This is a genomic window from Acinetobacter sp. DL27 (assembly GCF_055810995.1).
Map to the genome: position 1 here is coordinate 1,034,767 of NZ_CM147947.1, position 17,692 is coordinate 1,052,458.

Annotated in this window: 19 protein-coding genes; 10 read left to right on the top strand and 9 right to left on the bottom strand. The window is 39.2% G+C overall.

Annotation, left to right across the window (positions count from 1 at the left end):
- Window positions 1-76 precede the first annotated feature (76 nt).
- On the top strand, window positions 77-256 hold the full coding sequence (locus AC0KVP_RS04990) for a hypothetical protein (RefSeq protein WP_473339386.1): 180 nt from the start codon (window positions 77-79) through the stop codon (window positions 254-256).
- Window positions 257-411: 155 nt separating this feature from the next.
- Here AC0KVP_RS04990 and AC0KVP_RS04995 read toward each other — a convergent pair whose 3' ends face one another.
- Window positions 412-642 carry a DUF2171 domain-containing protein gene (locus AC0KVP_RS04995; protein ID WP_473339388.1) on the bottom strand — a complete coding sequence of 77 codons (231 nt, stop codon included), beginning with the start codon at window positions 640-642 and terminating at the stop codon, window positions 412-414.
- 183 nt (window positions 643-825) lie between these two features.
- The gene (locus AC0KVP_RS05000; protein WP_473339390.1) at window positions 826-1,368 is read right to left on the bottom strand and encodes a serine O-acetyltransferase; all 543 of its coding nucleotides are present in this window, start codon (window positions 1,366-1,368) and stop codon (window positions 826-828) included.
- 515 nt (window positions 1,369-1,883) lie between these two features.
- Here AC0KVP_RS05000 and AC0KVP_RS05005 point away from each other — a divergent pair.
- On the top strand, window positions 1,884-2,102 hold the full coding sequence (locus tag AC0KVP_RS05005; RefSeq protein WP_004696033.1) for a hypothetical protein: 219 nt from the start codon (window positions 1,884-1,886) through the stop codon (window positions 2,100-2,102).
- Window positions 2,103-2,451: 349 nt separating this feature from the next.
- Here AC0KVP_RS05005 and AC0KVP_RS05010 read toward each other — a convergent pair whose 3' ends face one another.
- From AC0KVP_RS05010 to AC0KVP_RS05020, 3 genes are all read right to left on the bottom strand, one after another.
- Window positions 2,452-3,384, bottom strand: coding sequence for an IS5 family transposase (locus AC0KVP_RS05010; RefSeq protein ID WP_473336427.1), 933 nt, complete (start codon window positions 3,382-3,384; stop codon window positions 2,452-2,454).
- Window positions 3,385-3,484: 100 nt separating this feature from the next.
- Window positions 3,485-4,081, bottom strand: coding sequence for a hypothetical protein (locus AC0KVP_RS05015; protein ID WP_473339393.1), 597 nt, complete (start codon window positions 4,079-4,081; stop codon window positions 3,485-3,487).
- 89 nt (window positions 4,082-4,170) lie between these two features.
- A complete protein-coding gene (locus AC0KVP_RS05020) occupies window positions 4,171-4,869 on the bottom strand; it encodes an exonuclease domain-containing protein (protein ID WP_473339394.1) in 699 nt (232 codons plus the stop codon).
- A gap of 490 nt (window positions 4,870-5,359) precedes the next feature.
- On the opposite strand from AC0KVP_RS05020, the gene AC0KVP_RS05025 reads away from it, so the two are divergent.
- The 3 genes from AC0KVP_RS05025 (at window position 5,360) to rnk (ending at window position 8,589) form a co-directional block, all read left to right on the top strand.
- Complete coding sequence (locus tag AC0KVP_RS05025) at window positions 5,360-6,604, top strand: alpha/beta hydrolase (protein WP_473339396.1); 1,245 nt, start codon at window positions 5,360-5,362, stop codon at window positions 6,602-6,604.
- Window positions 6,605-6,760: 156 nt separating this feature from the next.
- The gene (glyA, locus tag AC0KVP_RS05030) at window positions 6,761-8,014 is read left to right on the top strand and encodes a serine hydroxymethyltransferase (RefSeq protein WP_004982454.1); all 1,254 of its coding nucleotides are present in this window, start codon (window positions 6,761-6,763) and stop codon (window positions 8,012-8,014) included.
- A 170-nt stretch (window positions 8,015-8,184) separates the two neighbouring features.
- Entirely contained in the window at window positions 8,185-8,589 is a 405-nt protein-coding gene (gene rnk, locus AC0KVP_RS05035; RefSeq protein WP_087526224.1) for a nucleoside diphosphate kinase regulator, read from the top strand.
- 139 nt (window positions 8,590-8,728) lie between these two features.
- Here the strand turns inward: rnk and AC0KVP_RS05040 are convergent, their stop codons facing one another.
- Window positions 8,729-9,265, bottom strand: coding sequence for a hypothetical protein (locus AC0KVP_RS05040; RefSeq protein ID WP_473339398.1), 537 nt, complete (start codon window positions 9,263-9,265; stop codon window positions 8,729-8,731).
- A gap of 143 nt (window positions 9,266-9,408) precedes the next feature.
- On the opposite strand from AC0KVP_RS05040, the gene AC0KVP_RS05045 reads away from it, so the two are divergent.
- The 4 genes from AC0KVP_RS05045 to ahpF all read left to right on the top strand — a co-directional run bounded on the left by AC0KVP_RS05045 (window position 9,409) and on the right by ahpF (window position 14,046).
- A complete protein-coding gene (locus tag AC0KVP_RS05045) occupies window positions 9,409-10,197 on the top strand; it encodes a tellurium resistance protein (RefSeq protein WP_473339399.1) in 789 nt (262 codons plus the stop codon).
- Between the two features lie 19 nt (window positions 10,198-10,216).
- The gene (locus AC0KVP_RS05050; RefSeq protein WP_473339401.1) at window positions 10,217-11,350 is read left to right on the top strand and encodes a toxic anion resistance protein; all 1,134 of its coding nucleotides are present in this window, start codon (window positions 10,217-10,219) and stop codon (window positions 11,348-11,350) included.
- 33 nt (window positions 11,351-11,383) lie between these two features.
- On the top strand, window positions 11,384-12,310 hold the full coding sequence (locus AC0KVP_RS05055; RefSeq protein ID WP_473339404.1) for a hypothetical protein: 927 nt from the start codon (window positions 11,384-11,386) through the stop codon (window positions 12,308-12,310).
- Between the two features lie 170 nt (window positions 12,311-12,480).
- Complete coding sequence (ahpF, locus tag AC0KVP_RS05060) at window positions 12,481-14,046, top strand: alkyl hydroperoxide reductase subunit F (RefSeq protein ID WP_473339406.1); 1,566 nt, start codon at window positions 12,481-12,483, stop codon at window positions 14,044-14,046.
- Window positions 14,047-14,331: 285 nt separating this feature from the next.
- Here ahpF and AC0KVP_RS05065 read toward each other — a convergent pair whose 3' ends face one another.
- The 3 genes from AC0KVP_RS05065 to AC0KVP_RS05075 all read right to left on the bottom strand — a co-directional run bounded on the left by AC0KVP_RS05065 (window position 14,332) and on the right by AC0KVP_RS05075 (window position 16,883).
- Window positions 14,332-14,586 (bottom strand): YfhL family 4Fe-4S dicluster ferredoxin, encoded by a 255-nt coding sequence (locus tag AC0KVP_RS05065; RefSeq protein ID WP_473339408.1) that lies wholly within the window; start codon window positions 14,584-14,586, stop codon window positions 14,332-14,334.
- A gap of 14 nt (window positions 14,587-14,600) precedes the next feature.
- Window positions 14,601-16,001, bottom strand: coding sequence for a prephenate-dependent tRNA uridine(34) hydroxylase TrhP (trhP, locus tag AC0KVP_RS05070; protein ID WP_473339409.1), 1,401 nt, complete (start codon window positions 15,999-16,001; stop codon window positions 14,601-14,603).
- Between the two features lie 453 nt (window positions 16,002-16,454).
- Complete coding sequence (locus AC0KVP_RS05075; protein WP_473339411.1) at window positions 16,455-16,883, bottom strand: Cd(II)/Pb(II)-responsive transcriptional regulator; 429 nt, start codon at window positions 16,881-16,883, stop codon at window positions 16,455-16,457.
- A 76-nt stretch (window positions 16,884-16,959) separates the two neighbouring features.
- Between AC0KVP_RS05075 and AC0KVP_RS05080 the strand changes: the two genes are divergently transcribed.
- On the top strand, window positions 16,960-17,583 hold the full coding sequence (locus AC0KVP_RS05080; RefSeq protein WP_218288217.1) for a cation efflux transmembrane domain-containing protein: 624 nt from the start codon (window positions 16,960-16,962) through the stop codon (window positions 17,581-17,583).
- Window positions 17,584-17,692 lie beyond the last annotated feature (109 nt).

The following is a 17,692-nucleotide window of genomic DNA, read 5'->3' on the forward strand; positions in this document are numbered from 1 at the left end:
AATGAAAACAACATTAAATTGGCATACCTAAACGTAATAATGAGCTCTTTATTATTTCGATCATTGGAGAACAAACATGAATGTCTTTGGCATCGCATTGATCACCTTATTATCATGCATTGGCTTAGGGGCACTCATTACCGGTTTTGTTGTGGGTGAAACATTCTTTATCGTGATTGGATTACTTTTATTTATTATGGTTTTTTGGGTTTGGTTAAGTCTTAAAGATAAAATTTCAAACCCTTTTAAAGATTAAAAATGTTGTGGTTGAGTGATTTTTATACTTTTACGATAGATCAATATTGATCAAGCTTAGATAGATGGATGTAGATGGCGTGCTTTGCATCTACTTCGTGTGTATATCATATGCAGAACCAGCCCAAAGGCTGGTAGCTTTGCAGTTTTTTGAGTTTATGCTTCAATCCAATTATCTTTAATTTCTTGGGCATCTTTGCTTAACATCACCTGATTTTCTCGAATTTCTCTCACCCATGCACTTGGGATAATATGATGTTTCCCATCGCCATGTTTGGTCAGTTTGATCTCTTGACCTTCTATGTGGTCAACATCTCCGATCTTCGTTCCACATACGGAAATTACACTAGAATGTTCTTTAATGTCTGAAATATTAATCGTGGTCATGATGTACCTCTATCTTATTCATAGAACAAAAACGAAGATTTACCCTAACCTAATTTCTCTTATTCATGGGTTTTTGAAATACAACACCAACATATTATGTCTTAAAATTTACGGAGTATAAAAATTGTCATTCTGTGTTTTATTTATAGAGCGCTAAGTTGATTAAATTATGCTGATGTTGTTTTATTTTTCATTTAGCCAGCGTTTATTTACTGAATTTCCAGCATTATTATAATGAATGACTTTTGCATAATTACCTACAGCTGTTGCATTATCAGGAATATCTTTGGTGACCACACTCCCTGCACCGATGGTGGCATTATTGCCAATTTTAACATGGTCGATAATACAGACATTTGGGCCAATATATACATTGTCGCCAATTACAGCGGCCTGACGACCGCCATTGGCACCAATCGTTGTAAACTGCGATAGGTTGACATTGTTTCCAATCACAGTCGTTGGGTTGACAATCAAAGGTCCCCCATGACCGATGAACAAGCCATAGCCAATTTTTGTGGTGCAGTGGATATCGATACCATATTTTTTCTTCTTATAATAAAAAATAGGGTAGGCCAGTTTGCCGATCCACGATTTTGAAGCCGAAAGACGTAACCAAACGCTAAAGTTAAAACCACGATTAAACAAATAAGTTTTGAGAAATGAACTTAATTTCGTATTGCCACAATACCGATATAAATCACTCAAAATCAATTGAACTAACATGGAAAAGAACTCATAGGTTGAATGCGCGATTTTACTTGATTTGACGCTGAGATGTTATCTCGATTTTGCCTTTCAGTATGGTCTCTTATTTTTAAAAAATATCAATTGGCTTTTATTTGTACAGTTGTTTCGAAATGTCATAGGCTCTTGTCGAGAGTAAAAAATGCTTTTATATTGTACCTAAAGTAGGTCGATAACTAAGACGCTACGATGTAGTTGGACGGATCAATGACAGCTCGTTGAGTTTGGAACGAAATGTTCAAACAATAAATCAGCACTAGCCTTCCAACATAGAAAAGCTCGCAGCAATGCGAGCTTTTTTTATGTAAAAAAAATATGACTATGTATCTCGGTTGTTAAGCATATTTGATTTAAGTTTATGATTTATAGTCCTGATTTTGAAAATATTTATATAAAATAACATTGCGATAAATTCTAACAACTCTTGGGGAGGTGTTGGGAAAAACTTGTGCTATAAGATTAAGCAGAGCTAAAAAAAGAAAAGGAAAATGACCATGACTCAGCTTGTAGATGTAAAGGTAAAAGACCAATACAGCCAAACGTATAATGTAAAGGCCCAGTTAAGGCAAGTACCTGAAAACTCCGAAGCAGAACGTTTGGATTTGTTTAAACGAATTGAACATATCGTTGTCGATGGTGAAGTGATTCTGCCGAGTATTGAACTGTTATTTGAAAGTCGGCAAACGGAAAATATATACCGAGTTGTTGATTAACCCTATTGAAAAAAGCCCATGTTTACATGGGTTTTTTATGGGCGATCTATATCAAGTTAAGTTATCCCATCGCAGAATATAAGGGATAAATTTTTTGAGCGATTATATTGAAGATCATAAAGTGAAATTAGGATATCACTTCACATATAGTCCTTATTTATCAAGCTGTTTGATGAATGGTTTGAGTAACCATTGTGCCAAAGTATTATAAAGTCGACGAAAGACATTAAGATTTATTGTATGAAAAAAATATAAGACAAGAGTTTTTAATAAAACTTGTAGTCTTTAAATCTTAACGGCTTTGTTGCACAAAGATTTAAAAATTAAGATTTCCCATATCTACTCAAATTTAAGTGGCAACTTGGGTGTGAGGTCGGCCTAACTCTGTGAATTTATTTAATACTGCTACACGTGCATGCATCTCATTGACTTGGCTTTGAAAGTTTCTCGAACTGAGTTTATCCCCCAATAATTTGATGCAATGCATCTTAGTTTCGACCAAACTTCGCCGATGATAGCCTGACCATTTTTTCCATAGTGTCCTGCCTAAACGTTTAACTGTTCGAAGTAATTCATTTCGCTCTAGCGAGCTGATCTTTGTATCTTTCCAAGGTTTCGCATTTTTTCTTGGCGGAATCACCGCATGCGCTTGCCGATCTGCAATGACCTGACGGCATTGCTTGGTGTCATAAGCTCCATCGGTATAAACAGAGTCAATCTGATCATCTTGTGGAATCTGATCGAGTAAATCACCAAGCACTTGTGAATCACTCACATTATTTGTAGTGAGTTGAATAGCGCGTATTTGAAGGGTTTCAGCATCTATACCAATATGAAGTTTACGCCATTGGCGACGATATTCAGGTTGGTGTTTCTTACGCTTCCATTCACCTTCGCCTAGAAACTTTAAGCCAGTAGAATCGACGAGTAGCTGGAGACCATTACTGCTTTTTTGATAGTTAATTGCAATATCAATATGCTTTTGTCTTCTGCAGATGGTGGAATAGTCTGGTGCTGTCCAATCTAATCTACAAAGATGAATGAGACTTTGCACAAAGCCAGTGACCATGCGTAAAGACAATCGAAATAGGGATTTGATCATCAGACAGCATTGGATGGCTGTATCTGAATAAGTTTGATTTCGACCATGTTTACCTTTGGGTTGAGCGTACCATTGAGTCTTGGGATCGAACCAAATTGAGAGATTTCCTCGATTTATTAATGCACTGTTATAAGAAGACCAATTGGTTGTACGATAGATTTTAGGTGTGGGCTTATTCATTTGCGAATTATATTGCCGAATAAGACTTTATCGGTAGGTTTGTGCAACAAAGCCAATCTTAACTAAGACAGAAAAAGACTCAATTATTCGTTGAATTTATTTAAGCTGCTTGCAAACGCAACAGTGAATGATTGATCTGTTGTAAGTGTTGGTTGAGTACTGTGGGTTCTATTCGACTTTCCTGTAACGTCGTAATCCATTGCATTTGGCAGCGTTTGAGACTGTGTAAGTCTGTCACCGATTGAATTTGAAGAATGAGTTGTTTTGCCATTAAGCCACAATAACGTTGTAATAAGCTCATCATCAAATCGCGTGTTTCTTCAAAGCTATAAGCTTTAAGCGGTGGGGCTGGGCTTTGTGTAGGAGTGGGTGGTGCAGGAGTCTGCGCTTTGCTGTCTAAATCTATTGGATTGACGTTATTCTGACTATTTTCGAGTACAGACGTCGATGATTGAGCCTCCGATGGCGGCTGTATTGGGCTAGAGACGCGAGATGTTTGTGTGGAATGAATTAAACCTAATTCAATTAATTGTTCGAGGATTTCAGGCGTTGCGATTCGTTGTTTGAACTGGTCAGCCAATTGTTCAAAATCTTCTGTACCAATTAAAACCAATAGTCGTCTTTGACGCGCATTGAGTGGGATATGACGTTGTTGTAAAGCATCTAAACCTAATGCTGTTTTTTGATAATGATTCATACCTTAATTTACTCCCCCGAACAAATAAATTAAGGCTGAACATACAGGCTGAAAATTACAACAATATTAAGAATTTATGACAATACATTTTAGAGCGTTTTAATGCTCGTATTTTCTAACGCTTTACGTAAGTACGGATCGAGTTCATCTTGACGCATTAACCACTGAATATAGTCAGCGGGGAGTTCGGCAATCGCTGTGCCGCGATGCTTGCCAAAATTAATGACACGCGGAATACGAGCATCTTCAGAGACAGCAAATAATTGCTCCATGCTGTTTATTTTTAATTGATGAACCACATGCATTAAAATATTGGCCGTTAAAATAATATCCATATCGGCACGATGGGCTTTTTTAATCATTTCACGGGCTTTTTCACTGCCTTTTGAAATCATATAAATGAGTGCCGAAATATTGTGGGCTTCGGCATCAGGCCAGACCAAACGCGCAAGGGCCAGTGTACAAATCGCTTTAATATGAGAAGTATCGACACCACATTTTTCGATAGCACGAATATCATAATCAATATTATGACCAATGATGTATTGCGTTTCGGTAGGTAGTTTAAAGGTCGTATAGTGAGGCTTCCCCACTAGGTCTGACTCTAAAATATGATGCACAGCCATCGCTGCGAATGAGATCGGTTCATCGACGGTATAGAGCTGATCAAATACTTGGCTTTTATCTAGGCTTAATTTGCCATTTACAATTTCAATCGGCGCATATGCAATCTCAATGGGTTGACCATTTAGGGTATGGGTTTCTGTGTCGAGAATAATGGCTTGCATGTGCATATCCGAAAATTAAAAGCTGAATAAATTTATCATTTTCAAGAGTATCAAGACAGCCTATGACTGCCAGATTTGTGGTTTATTCGCTGATTTTGTGCGGTGATGTTTTTAAATCATCTGGTGTAGCTAGGTGATTAGAGATCAGGCTTTATTGAGTAAGGGGAAGTCAGGAGTGGATTGATCAATGCATTTAGGTAAATTGAAAGGAAAATGATTGCTTAAAATTAAAATAATTCTTTGGAATTTAGCTCAAACAAAGACTAGTAGAGTGTTCAGCACCTGAATTCAGTTGTAGGGTCAAGATTTATTTTGAACTCCAAATTACCAGTTTTTATAACAATGGTGAGTGCGCATTTGCAGACAACGTTCACTTTGTATCATTCTCGTAAATGGTCTTGCCATGCGTCATTTTGAGGCGTAAATCATTAATGTATTCAAGTGATTTGAATCGTTACAACAAGAAAAAATGTCATTAAGGAATTTTAAGATGAAAAAACATATATTGGCCGTGTTCGTCAGTAGTTCTGTGCTGGTTTTAACAGCCTGTGGAGGAGGGGATGGCGGTTCAACTTCTGTTGGTGTAGATGACGGGATTCCTAAAAACAATATTGTTAATCCAGTCGTAACTACGCCAACAGCATATACAGATACAGATATGTCAGCTACCGCTGGTGAAAGTGTGGTCATGACTTATAAAATGCTGGGTCAGGACAATAAAGAAACTCGCGCAACTGCATTGCTTTTTACTCCTAAAACAGTAGCTCCGGCGAAAGGTTGGCCAATAGTGGTGTGGGCACATGGTACTACTGGTGTTGCTGATATTTGCGCGCCAAGTAAATCTTCTATGGATCCTGATGTAAAATCGATGATTAATGAGTTACTTAGCGAGGGATATGTTGTTGTTGCTCCCGATTACGAAGGACTGGGAGAGCCAAGTGGTACAGAAGCCCATCCTTATCTTAATTTAAAAAGTGAAGCTTTTTCGATTACAGATGCAGTAGTTGCAACACGTGACTACTTAACCAAGCAAGGTAAATCGGTTTCAAAAAACTGGGTGACGGTTGGGCATTCACAGGGCGGTCATGCTGCTTTAGGAGCTGGCGAATATCAAAGTCGCGCGCAGTTAGATTATAAGGGGACAGTCGCAATTGCACCTGCGTCTAATTTAAAAACAATCTTTCAAGCGGGTGCTGCAAGTGTTGCAAATTTGCCAGTAACTCAACAGGTTACTACTTATACTTCACTGAATACCTATGCTGCACTCATCACCGCAGGTATGCAGAATCCGCCCAATATAACTTTGTACGGGCAAGTGTTTGAGTCTGAAGCTGCCCGTATTGCACGAACAGCTGAATCGGCATGTTCAGGAACCGTTTTGGTAAATTATTATACGGAAATGAATATTTTTGCGAATACATATAACACATTAAATGGATATTACCCAAAAACAGGATTTCTAGATTTGCCAGTCATAAAAAACTTTTTAGATAACACATCGCAGCCTTTGAAGGTCAAACAAACAGCGCCAATTATTATTTATCAAGGTACCAATGACACGACTGTTCCAAGAGCGATTACGAATATTTTATATGCTGGTGCGTCTCAAGCTGGAAATAATATTCGTTATGTGACTGATGACAGTGAAACGACGAAATGGACCCATACCACATCGTTTAGTGAAAATATCGATGATATTGTTGATGATGTCAAAACTCTCATGCCAATTCAGTAATTTGCTTTGACTCAAATCGCTCATGGAGTTCTGCTTCATGAGCGATTTTTTATTTAAAACTGCGTAAAGTTCGTTCTCGAAATTTATAAACTTCATGCTACAATACGCGCCAATCTTAGCACGGCTTAAAAGCCCTAATTTCATAGGACCTCGCTAATGTTTGCCAATATCTCAATTGCTGAATTTGATCCAGAAATCGCGCAAGCAATCACAAATGAAGATGCTCGCCAAGAAGCGCACATCGAACTGATTGCTTCTGAAAACTATTGCTCTCCAGCAGTAATGGAAGCGCAAGGTTCAAAACTTACAAACAAATATGCTGAAGGCTACCCAGGCAAACGCTACTACGGCGGTTGTGAATATGTAGACGTGATTGAACAATTAGCGATTGACCGTGCTAAAGAGCTTTTCGGTGCAGATTACGCAAACGTTCAACCACATGCAGGTTCACAAGCAAACTCTGCTGTTTACTTAGCTCTTCTTAACCCAGGCGACACTGTTTTGGGTATGAGTTTGGCTCACGGTGGTCACTTGACTCACGGTGCTAAAGTAAGTTTTTCTGGTAAAACATATAACGCAATTCAGTACGGTTTAAACCCTGAAACTGGCGAAATTGATTACGAAGAAGTTGAGCGTTTAGCAGTTGAGCACAAGCCACGTATGATCGTAGCTGGTTTCTCTGCTTATAGCCAAATTGTAGATTGGCAGCGTTTTCGTGACATCGCGGATAAAGTTGGCGCTTACCTATTTGTAGATATGGCTCACGTTGCTGGTCTAGTTGCTGCTGGTGTTTACCCAAGCCCAGTTCAGATTGCTGACGTAACAACTACCACTACACACAAAACACTTCGTGGCCCACGTTCAGGTTTAATCCTTGCGAAAGCAAACGAAGAAATTGAGAAAAAATTACAATCAGCTGTATTCCCTGGTAACCAAGGTGGTCCATTGGTTCATGCGGTAGCGGCTAAAGCAATTTGCTTTAAAGAAGCAATGGCTCCTGAATACAAAGTTTACCAACAACAAGTGGTGAAGAACGCTCAAGCAATGGCTGAAGTTCTTATTGCTCGTGGTTATGACATCGTTTCTGGCGGTACAGAAAACCACTTGTTCTTATTATCTCTTATTAAGCAAGATGTAACAGGTAAAGAAGCAGATGCATGGTTAGGTGCAGCTCACATTACTGTGAACAAAAATGCAGTACCAAATGACCCACGCTCACCATTTGTGACTTCTGGTATCCGTATTGGTACACCAGCTGTGACGACTCGTGGTTTCGGCGAAGCTGAAGTACGTGAACTTGCTGGCTGGATCGCTGATATCCTAGACAGCAAAGGTGACGAAGCTGTGATTAACGCTGTTAAAGCGAAAGTTGAAGCTGTTTGTGCGAAATTTCCTGTTTACGCAAACTAAGTTCTGACTTGAGAAAGCCCCCTCAAGGGGGCTTTTTTTATAGCATTAAAAAATCAAAATCAGTTGAAATGTAATTTAGACTGCATTTCTGATATAACAGAAGTTATAGGCTAATAAATTATTTTTAATAAGAATTTTATTCATACCGTATTCAAATAGGAATGCAGCACATGGCAAACCCAGCAATTATCATTTCTGAGCAGGATCTTCATCGTTTAGAAACGATGTTAGAACATCAGCCTAAACTTACACCGACCATGCAGTTGCTTGAAGAAGAATTGGCACGCGCCGATGTTGTTGCTCCACAAGATATGCCTGCCAATGTGGTAACGATGAATGCAAAAGTTTTACTGACTATTGCACCATCTACAGAAGCATCTGAAATTACCTTGGTTTATCCGCATGATTTTAAAGGCGAGAAGGGACAGGTCAATGTTGTAGCCCCTATTGGTGCAGCAATTCTTGGCTTAGCTGAAGGTCAAGAAATTGAATGGCCACAGCCAGACGGTCAAATGATGAAAGTCAAAATTGAAAAAGTGCTTTATCAACCTGAGCGTGAAGGTGATTATTTATAATATCGAAACACTCCATTTTAAAGCCATGTTGATCATGGCTTTTTTATGACTTTGAATATGTACTTTCTATAATGAAAGACAGTAATGCAAAAGAAAACAATAAAATAGAGTGCTGATTGATTGCGATTTTTTATTTCATTTAGATAGGGTTGTTTATATTGCTGATAGGCTTGTTCATAGCCGTTAATGCATACAAAATATCTTGATGGCTTTTTAGATAGGTGATGGGTTGCCCTGTCCAAGCGGGAATATCTAAAGGGAACTGCATTGCATCGAATAGCCATTGGCAACTATGAAAATAGCGAATAGGTAAATTTATTTTATTCATTGGATTTTTCGGGCCAGTGTAGGAGGCGGTCTTAAAAGGTGAGTCTGACCAACGATCACACCAAACCGTTTGAATTCGGCCCTGATTTTGGTTAAAGAAACCGACCAAAAATTGCGTTTTACCCAAGCTGTTTAAGTTATAGGGTGCTAGATTTTTTTGATAAAGTTGGACGGCTGTTTCATTATCTAGCAGTGTGCCACTCACTTGTTGTAATTGGCTTGGATCACGCTCTAAAAATGTTTCGTGAATGTGTTTTGCTTTATAGTGCGCACCAGCACTGATAAGTAAGGTTAATGCAATGCATAAACCTAAACTATAACGAATGATGTGCTGAAGGCGGATGATCATAATTTTGTTGAAAACAGAAGCAGTGATTAGCCAGATCAAGAAAAGGTTTTCACAACATATTTGCAAAAATCTACATGTTATTTAACATAAAAGCTGTACTATAAAAATGATTTTATTCAATTTCTTTATTGGGTTAAAGCACTATGGCACAAATTGACGTTCTTGTTCCTTTAAGGGATATACCAGTCAATTCAGATGAACTTTTAAGTATCCAGCGTAATGATTTGGTTCCATTGCTGAACGATCAATATCGTCTCAATCATTATGCAGATAGTGTCATTCAAGCGCAGTCTGTGCTGCTTAACGGGATAGATCCACAGTTGACCTTACAGTTGAGTCAAACTATTGAGCAACTGATCCAGTCACTGGCTGACTCAAAAAAATACCTGAAGAAGCGTAAATTTAATGGGCTACAAAAGTGGCTGGGAATTGATATTGAATATGGTTCAACCCAAGTTGAATACTATAAAAAACTGGATCAGCTGTTGGATCGAGCCAATCATCTCAGCCAAAAATTACAAATTGAAATTCAAAAGTCACAGGCGCGCTATCAGCAGTTAACAGGCTTACGTGAGCAAATGGCCAAATATATATCTGCGGCTGAAGCATTTTTAATGGAATATCCTAAATTTGTGAAGAATGCACATCCTTTAGATAATTTTGAAGAACGGTTATCGAAGAAAATAAACAGCTTGCAGACTTTGCAAAGCAGTAATGATATTGCGATCACTCAAATGCAATTGTCTCAGCAGCTTTCATTGAGTTTGTTAGACCGATATAAAGAGGCACAACAGGTCTTGATCCCAGCATGGCAATATCATGTCAAACAATCGCAGCAATCAAGCTCGACAATTGAACTGGAAAAGCTCGATAATAGCCGTGAAAAATTGATTCATACATTAAAAAAATCACTACAGAAACCAATACTTTAAGTAATAGATTAGGTGAATTATGACTAACTCAGAACAAAACAGTCTTGTGGTAGAGCCAACCACCGAAGTGATTGAACATAAGTTTCAACAGTTAAATTTGCAAGAAATTGGCTTGCAACAAGATGACTTCAATGCGGTCTTGGCAGCGCGGAAAGAGTTGGCAGAAATCAACCATAACGCCGTGGCGGAGTATGGTAAAAATATTGCGACACAAACCTCAGGATATACCGATGAATTGTTAAATTTGGTGCAAAACAAGGACCTTGATGAAACAGGGCAAAAGCTGAATCAGGTGGTACAAGTCGCACAACAGCTCAATACCTCAAGTATCTTAAATAAAAAGAAAAATTCAGGTTTCTTCGGTGGCTTGATGAGCAAAATTAAAGGCGCAAAGAATAATATTGATATGCACTTTAATACCACCAAAGAACAGATTGATACTTTAGTGAAAGAAATTGAAAAATCACAGTCTGGTTTAAAAGCACGTGTTGATACACTAGATCGGATGTTTCATGGTGTACAAAGTGAATATAAACAGCTCGGTGTGTATATCGCAGCAGGTAAGTTGAAACAGGATGAAATTCAGCAGGAAATCTCAACGCTGACTTCACAGGCACAAGATCAAACCACGACACAGAGAGTTTACGACCTCAATCATTTAGCCAATAATTTGGAAAAACGCGTGAGTGATTTGCAGGTTTTACAACAATCAGCCATGCAAACATTACCGATGATTCGTATTATCCAGTCTAATAATTTGATGTTGGTCGATAAGTTTTATGCGATTAAAAACATCACATTGCCTGCATGGAAAAACCAAATTAGTTTGGCGATTTCTTTAAATGAGCAGAAGAATAGTGTGCAGTTGGCCAATACCATTGACGATGCGACCAATGACTTATTGAAGCGTAATGCTGATTTGTTACATCAAAACTCAGTAGATACGGCAAAAGCCAATCAACGTTCAGTGATTGATATTGAGACGCTTGAACATGTACAAAACACCCTCATTAAAACAGTAAATGATGTGATTCAAATACAAAAAGAAGGGATGCAGAAACGTGCGGAAGCAACCACTCGTTTGCGTAGTTTACAGGACAATTTGAATCAATTGGTTTTAGAATCGAGTTCTAATCGTACGACACCATCTTAATGCCGAGTTGGGTGGTCGATAGAGGAGAAGCATTTGCCTTCCTTAGATGAGTATGTTGTTCAGCCTCAACACATTGAACAAGGCGTGGTTGCACTCAAACAGCGTGAGCGTAAACTGAGTTTATGGTGTATGTTGAGTGCTGCCTTGTTTATTGCCTCCAGCATTAGCTATTTTCTACAACCAGATTTTGTCTATAGCTTTTTTGGACTGAGCACTGAAATACAGCAACTGCATATGCCCATGAGTGTCGATGCAAATTTAGCATCACTTGGACATCAGCCAGATTATTTTCTGAATTTGCTGTCATGGTTTGGTTGGGTTGTGCTCAAGATCATGGTGTCTTTTATTGGGGCATTCATACTGGTGCACTATGCACGGAAAATTCATTTTTTCTATGTACGTTTTCAATCTTTTATACTGAAGTTTGTGGCATGGCTGATTGCCTTTATTCTGCTTTGGTCAGGTCTGACCTATCTGCAATATGATTTAAAAGATGATGAAAGCGAGGCTTTTCAGCAAATCGTACACTACGACAAAAATATTCAGCAAAGTGAAATAGCGCAGTATTTGCAGCAGTCGCAAATACAAATGCCTGTAAAACATTATTTACTTGCGCAGACGGCATTGTTACACCAACCTGTCGATAAAAATGCAGCAATTCCGCATGTGCTTGCTCTTGTCCAAGCAGAAAAAACCGATTCACATTTTATTGAATATGGGTTTAAGCCTGAACAGTTATGGACGATGCAGCATCAACTCTATGGCAAAACACTCACGCCGATGGCTGCAAGTGTAGAAAAACAAGTTCAGCAAGCAGCGCAGTTCACTAAGGTCATGCAATTCTTCTCGCTTATCTTGATGCTACTTATGGCGCTGTTGAGTCTTGTGTTATTTGGTTTGACGCGTCAGTTAAAGGCTAGAACCTTAAGAATTGAACAGAGGATGCAGAGTGAATCTTAAGCTTTGACTTCATAAAAAGTCCTGCGGGGTAGTGGGACTTTTTATGATGAATATCTTTAAATCCATAAAACCGATTATTAAAATAAAAACAAACTGTTTTATCTATTTTTAAATTTACTCTATGATTCTTCTATCAAATAAATTTACAGACTGCTTTGGAGAGCTCAACAATGTTAGATCAAAATACTTCAGCTCAATTAAAAACACTTCTTGAACGCCTTGAAGGTCCGATTGAATTGGTTGCGACTTTGAACGGTTCTGAGAAATCAGACAAAATCAAAGAATTGGTTGAAGAGGTTGCAGCACTGTCTCCACTGGTGACTGCACGTTTTGATGGTCAAAACTCACGTGCACCTAGCTTTGGTGTGGCAAAAGCCGGTGAAGAGCCGCGTGTTTTCTTTGCTGGTTTACCAATGGGACATGAGTTTACCTCTTTGATTTTGGCATTGTTACAAACCTCAGGTTACGCACCCAAAGTATCGGATGAAGTTTTGGCCTCAATCAAAGGTTTAGGTATCCAGTCTGACTTTGATGTATTTGTCTCTTTAAGCTGTCATAACTGCCCAGACGTGGTGCAAGCATTGAACCTGATTGCCATTTACAATCCGGGTACGACAGCCACCATGATTGATGGTGCATTCTTCCAAGACGAAGTTGAAGAGCGCAAAATCATGGCTGTACCAATGGTGTTCCAAGACAACAACCATATCGGTCAAGGTCGTATGACTTTGGAAGAAATTATTGCCAAACTGGATACCCATTCCGCAGCCAAAGAAGCTGAAAAACTCAATGCCAAAGAGGCTTTTGATGTTTTAGTGGTTGGTGGTGGTCCTGCGGGAAATACCTCTGCCATTTATGCCGCACGTAAAGGCATTAAAACCGGGATTGTGGCTGAACGTATGGGTGGTCAAGTCATGGATACCATGGACATTGAAAACTATACCTCGATTCAAAAGACCCAAGGGCCGAAGTTTGCTGCTGAAATGGAAGCACATGTACGTGAGTACGGTGTGGACATCATGAACTTACAACGTGTCTCTAACATCAAAGGTGCGGATGAGACAGCGAATGGCTTGGTTGAAGTCACTTTAGAAAATGGTGCAAAACTTGAATCTAAAACGGTGATTCTTTCAACAGGCGCACGTTGGAGAGAGATGAATGTGCCGGGTGAAGCAGAATACCGTACTCGTGGTGTTGCCTACTGCCCACACTGTGATGGTCCACTGTTTAAAGGCAAACGTGTTGCTGTGATTGGTGGAGGGAACTCAGGTGTCGAAGCTGCAATTGATCTTGCGGGGATTGTAGAACATGTGACTTTGGTTGAGTTTGATACCAAACTACGTGCTGACCAAGTGTTGCAAGATAAATTGCATAGCTTGCCTAATACCACAGTAATCCTAAATGCACTATCAACTGAAGTTGTGGGTGATGGTCAGCAAGTGACAGCATTGAAATATAAAGACCGTGCAACCGATGTAGAACATACGGTTGAGCTTGCAGGAATCTTTGTGCAAATTGGTTTATTACCAAACACTGATTTCTTAAAAGAGACTGCTGTTGAGCTTTCAAACCGTAATGAGATTATGATTAACGATCGCAATGAAACCAATGTCAAAGGTGTATTTGCCGCAGGTGACTGTACGACTGTGCCTTACAAGCAAATCATCATTGCCACAGGTGAAGGCGCGAAAGCCGCTCTGTCTGCTTTTGATTATATTATTCGTTCTGGGCTGTAAGTGTGAAATGAAAAAGCCAACGCTCTCCCAAAATATATGTTGGCTTTTTCCCTTTATGTTGTATCGCTGATCTTTGGTTTTACCCTTGATAGGAACTGGGTCGCTAACAGCTCAGTTCCTTTTTTTCGTTTAAAGCAAATATCTTGTACAAAGAAAAAGCCAAAGTGCTCTCCAGTCACTTTGGCTTTTTCATTTAGTTGTTGTTTATTGTTATTCTTTGCCCAGTTTTTGTTTTGAAACTCTGAGTGTGGTCAGTACTCGGTTTCTTTTCTACTTTCCCCAAGGTTAGACGCTAAATAAGTTCAATCCTTTAAATTTTTCTAACAATTGTTGCTGTGTTTCAACGTGTTCTGGATGTGGCTCGATACAAGCAATTGGGCAAACATCGATACAGGTTTGGGTGTCATAAAAACCAACACACTCGGTGCAACGGCTGACGTCTATTTCATAAATTTTATCACCTTCAAAAATAGCGGTATTGGGACATTCGGGAAGACACATATCACAGTTAATACAAGCATCCGTTATTTGTAGTGCCATAACATTATCCCCAGTCAGCTTGCAACATAGGCCAAGGCAGGCGCTGAAATGTCGGCATTTGAATGCGGTAAGTTACGAATGAGTAGGGCATAGCGCATGTCGACATCAGCAGGAACAGGGATTTCAACCACATGACCTGAGCCTTTCGCTTCAAGTATTGGATTGCCTTTTTTATCGAGGATTTCTGTTAGTTCAAAAGTGATGTTGCCTGAAGTGGTCATGAGTTCGAGCACATCACCCACTACAAAACGGTTTTTGACATCGACTTTCAGATAATCGCCATTGCGTTCCAAAATTTCACCGCAGTATTGTTGATGGTCAAAACTGGATGAACCATTTTCATAGTTTTGATATTCGCTATGCACGTGGCGGCGTAAAAAACCTTCGGTATAACCACGGTTGGCCAGACCTTCGAGTTGTGTCATGAGTGAGGAATCGAAAGGTTTACCTGCGAGCGCATCATCTATGGCTTTGCGATAAATTTGTGCTGTACGGGCACAGTAAAAATAAGACTTGGTGCGTCCTTCAATTTTTAAAGAATGAATCCCCATTTGGGTTAAGCGCTCAACATGTTGCACCGCGCGTAAGTCTTTTGAGTTCATAAAGTAAGTACCATGTTCGTCTTCTTCAGCAGCAAACATGTCTTCATCATGACGTTGTAGTAATACGGGTTCATCAAACTGATGCTGTGCTTGCATATGCAGTTCATCAGCATTAGAGCTTGAACAGCAGTTGGAGCCTGTATTCAGATTTTGGACTGGGATCACATCGCCATTTTCATCTTGATGAGTCTCGTGTACTTTGTATTCCCAACGGCATGCATTGGTACATGCCCCCTGATTGGCATCACGTTTATTCATATAGCCGGAAAGCATACAACGTCCAGAGTACGCCATGCATAGCGCACCATGCACAAAAACTTCAATTTCCATGTCTGGTACTTGTTGCTTAATTTCTTCAATTTCATCAATAGATAATTCGCGGGACAAAATGACCCGAGTCAGTCCCATGTTCTTCCAAAACTTCACAGTAGCCCAGTTAATGGCATTAGCTTGAACCGAAAGATGCACATCCATGTCTGGAAAATGTTCGCGTACCATCATAATTAGCCCTGGATCCGACATGATCAGGGCATCGGGTTGCATCGCAACCACAGGTGTGAGGTCGCGAATAAAGTTTTTGAGTTTCGAGTTATGCGGTTGAATGTTGACGACCACATAAAACTTTTTTCCTAAGTCATGTGCTTCTTGAATGCCGATAGCCAGATTGTCATGATCAAATTCATTATTGCGCACACGTAAACTGTAACGAGGTTGTCCGGCATAGACTGCATCTGCACCATAGGCAAATGCATAACGCATATTTTTAAGCGAACCTGCAGGAGAAAGAAGTTCAGTAACGTGATGAATGCTCATGATTAAACTAAGGCATAAAAAAAATATGGGTTTATTGTAGGGCTTTAAAAAATAGATTCAACCTAGTAAACAACTCGGAATTTAAACGGTTATAGACGCGAAAATTACATGTTCAAACGCTGGATGTGAGTGCTTAATGATAAGTATCTAGATAGATAGTTTTATATGGATGAGAATAGAAGTAAATTTAAATATCCTTGTTTTATAAAGAAAAAGATCTGTTATATAAAAATTACCTGAGGTTTTAATCATCGAGAAGCTGGGGGGCTTTGCGGCCTTTTATCCGAAATAATTAGGGATCATTTTTATTAGATTTGAGGTTAGGCTAGATTTTTTATTTCTGAAATTATTAAAAAATTAAATATAAAAGTCCTAGATTGACCATGCAACGTTCGGGCAAATGTATCGCAAAATGGAGTAATACCCACAGTCTAAATTTTGTATTGATGTGTTTTATACATCTAACCCTGCTTCAAGATGTCTTAAAATTTGGCAATCATCAATGGTTGATTGGGTTGCGCAAGATTGTCGAAGCTGTTGTAGCTGTACCTGGAATTTTTGCAATTCAATGATTTTTTGTTCGACTTGTTTTAAATGTTCATCGATCAGTTGATTGACCGCACTACAGTCTTGTTGAGGCTTTTGTTCCAGTTCAATCAGGTATTCAATTTCTTTGAGTGAGATATCCAGCGCGCGGCAACGTTTAATAAAAATGAGTCGTTTAAGCGCATCATCTTGATAATAGCGATAGTTATTTTCTCCGCGAAAAGAAGGCTCTAATAAATGCTTTTTTTCATAGAAACGAATGGTATCGGCACTTAATCCCGTTTTATGGACTAAGTCTTTCATCAAATAAATAGGAGATGAGTTTTGTTGATTCATTTTTCTTGACCTTAGAGCGACTCCATAGTTTTTAATCATAATAGAAAATGATTACGTCTGAATAGAGGTTGTGTATATGGCATGTTCTTCTTGCAGTTGTGCACCTGCACCGCAAAAGCCAAATAGTAAGTTTAGAACGGCATTGTGGATTGCCTTATTGATCAATTTAGCTATGTTTGTGGTGGAGCTCATTGGTGGAGCTTATGCGCATTCGTCATCTTTATGGGCCGATTCTTTAGATTTCTTTGGCGATGCAGTCAACTATGGTATTTCCCTAGCGGTGCTTGGTGCGAGTTTATATTGGCGGGCGACAGTGGCACTGCTTAAAGGTATTACCATGGCGCTATTTGGTCTAGTCGTGATTGGTAAAGTGATATATGCCTATGCTTTGGGAATTCCGCCTGAAGCCATGACCATGGGTGTGATTGGCGTGATTGCTTTGCTTGCGAATGTGGTTTGTGCCGTCATTTTATATGCCTTTAGGGAAGGTGACTCTAATATGCAATCGGTCTGGCTTTGTAGTCGAAATGATGCGATTGGGAATGTGGCAGTTATTTTTGCTGCAATAGGTGTGTTTGGTACAGGCAGTTTGTGGCCAGACATAATCGTGGCAGGCATTATGGCGACTTTAGGTATGACTGCGGGTTATCAAGTGGTGAGCAAAGCATTATCTGAGCGTAGATTACAGCTCGAGAATTAAGAAAAACGCTAAATTTCTTAATCAAAGTGAAATTATTTCCATAAAAATGTTCCGCAGTTGCTCGGAGCATTTTGTTGTTTACATAATAAGAATAAAACTCTGCTCATTT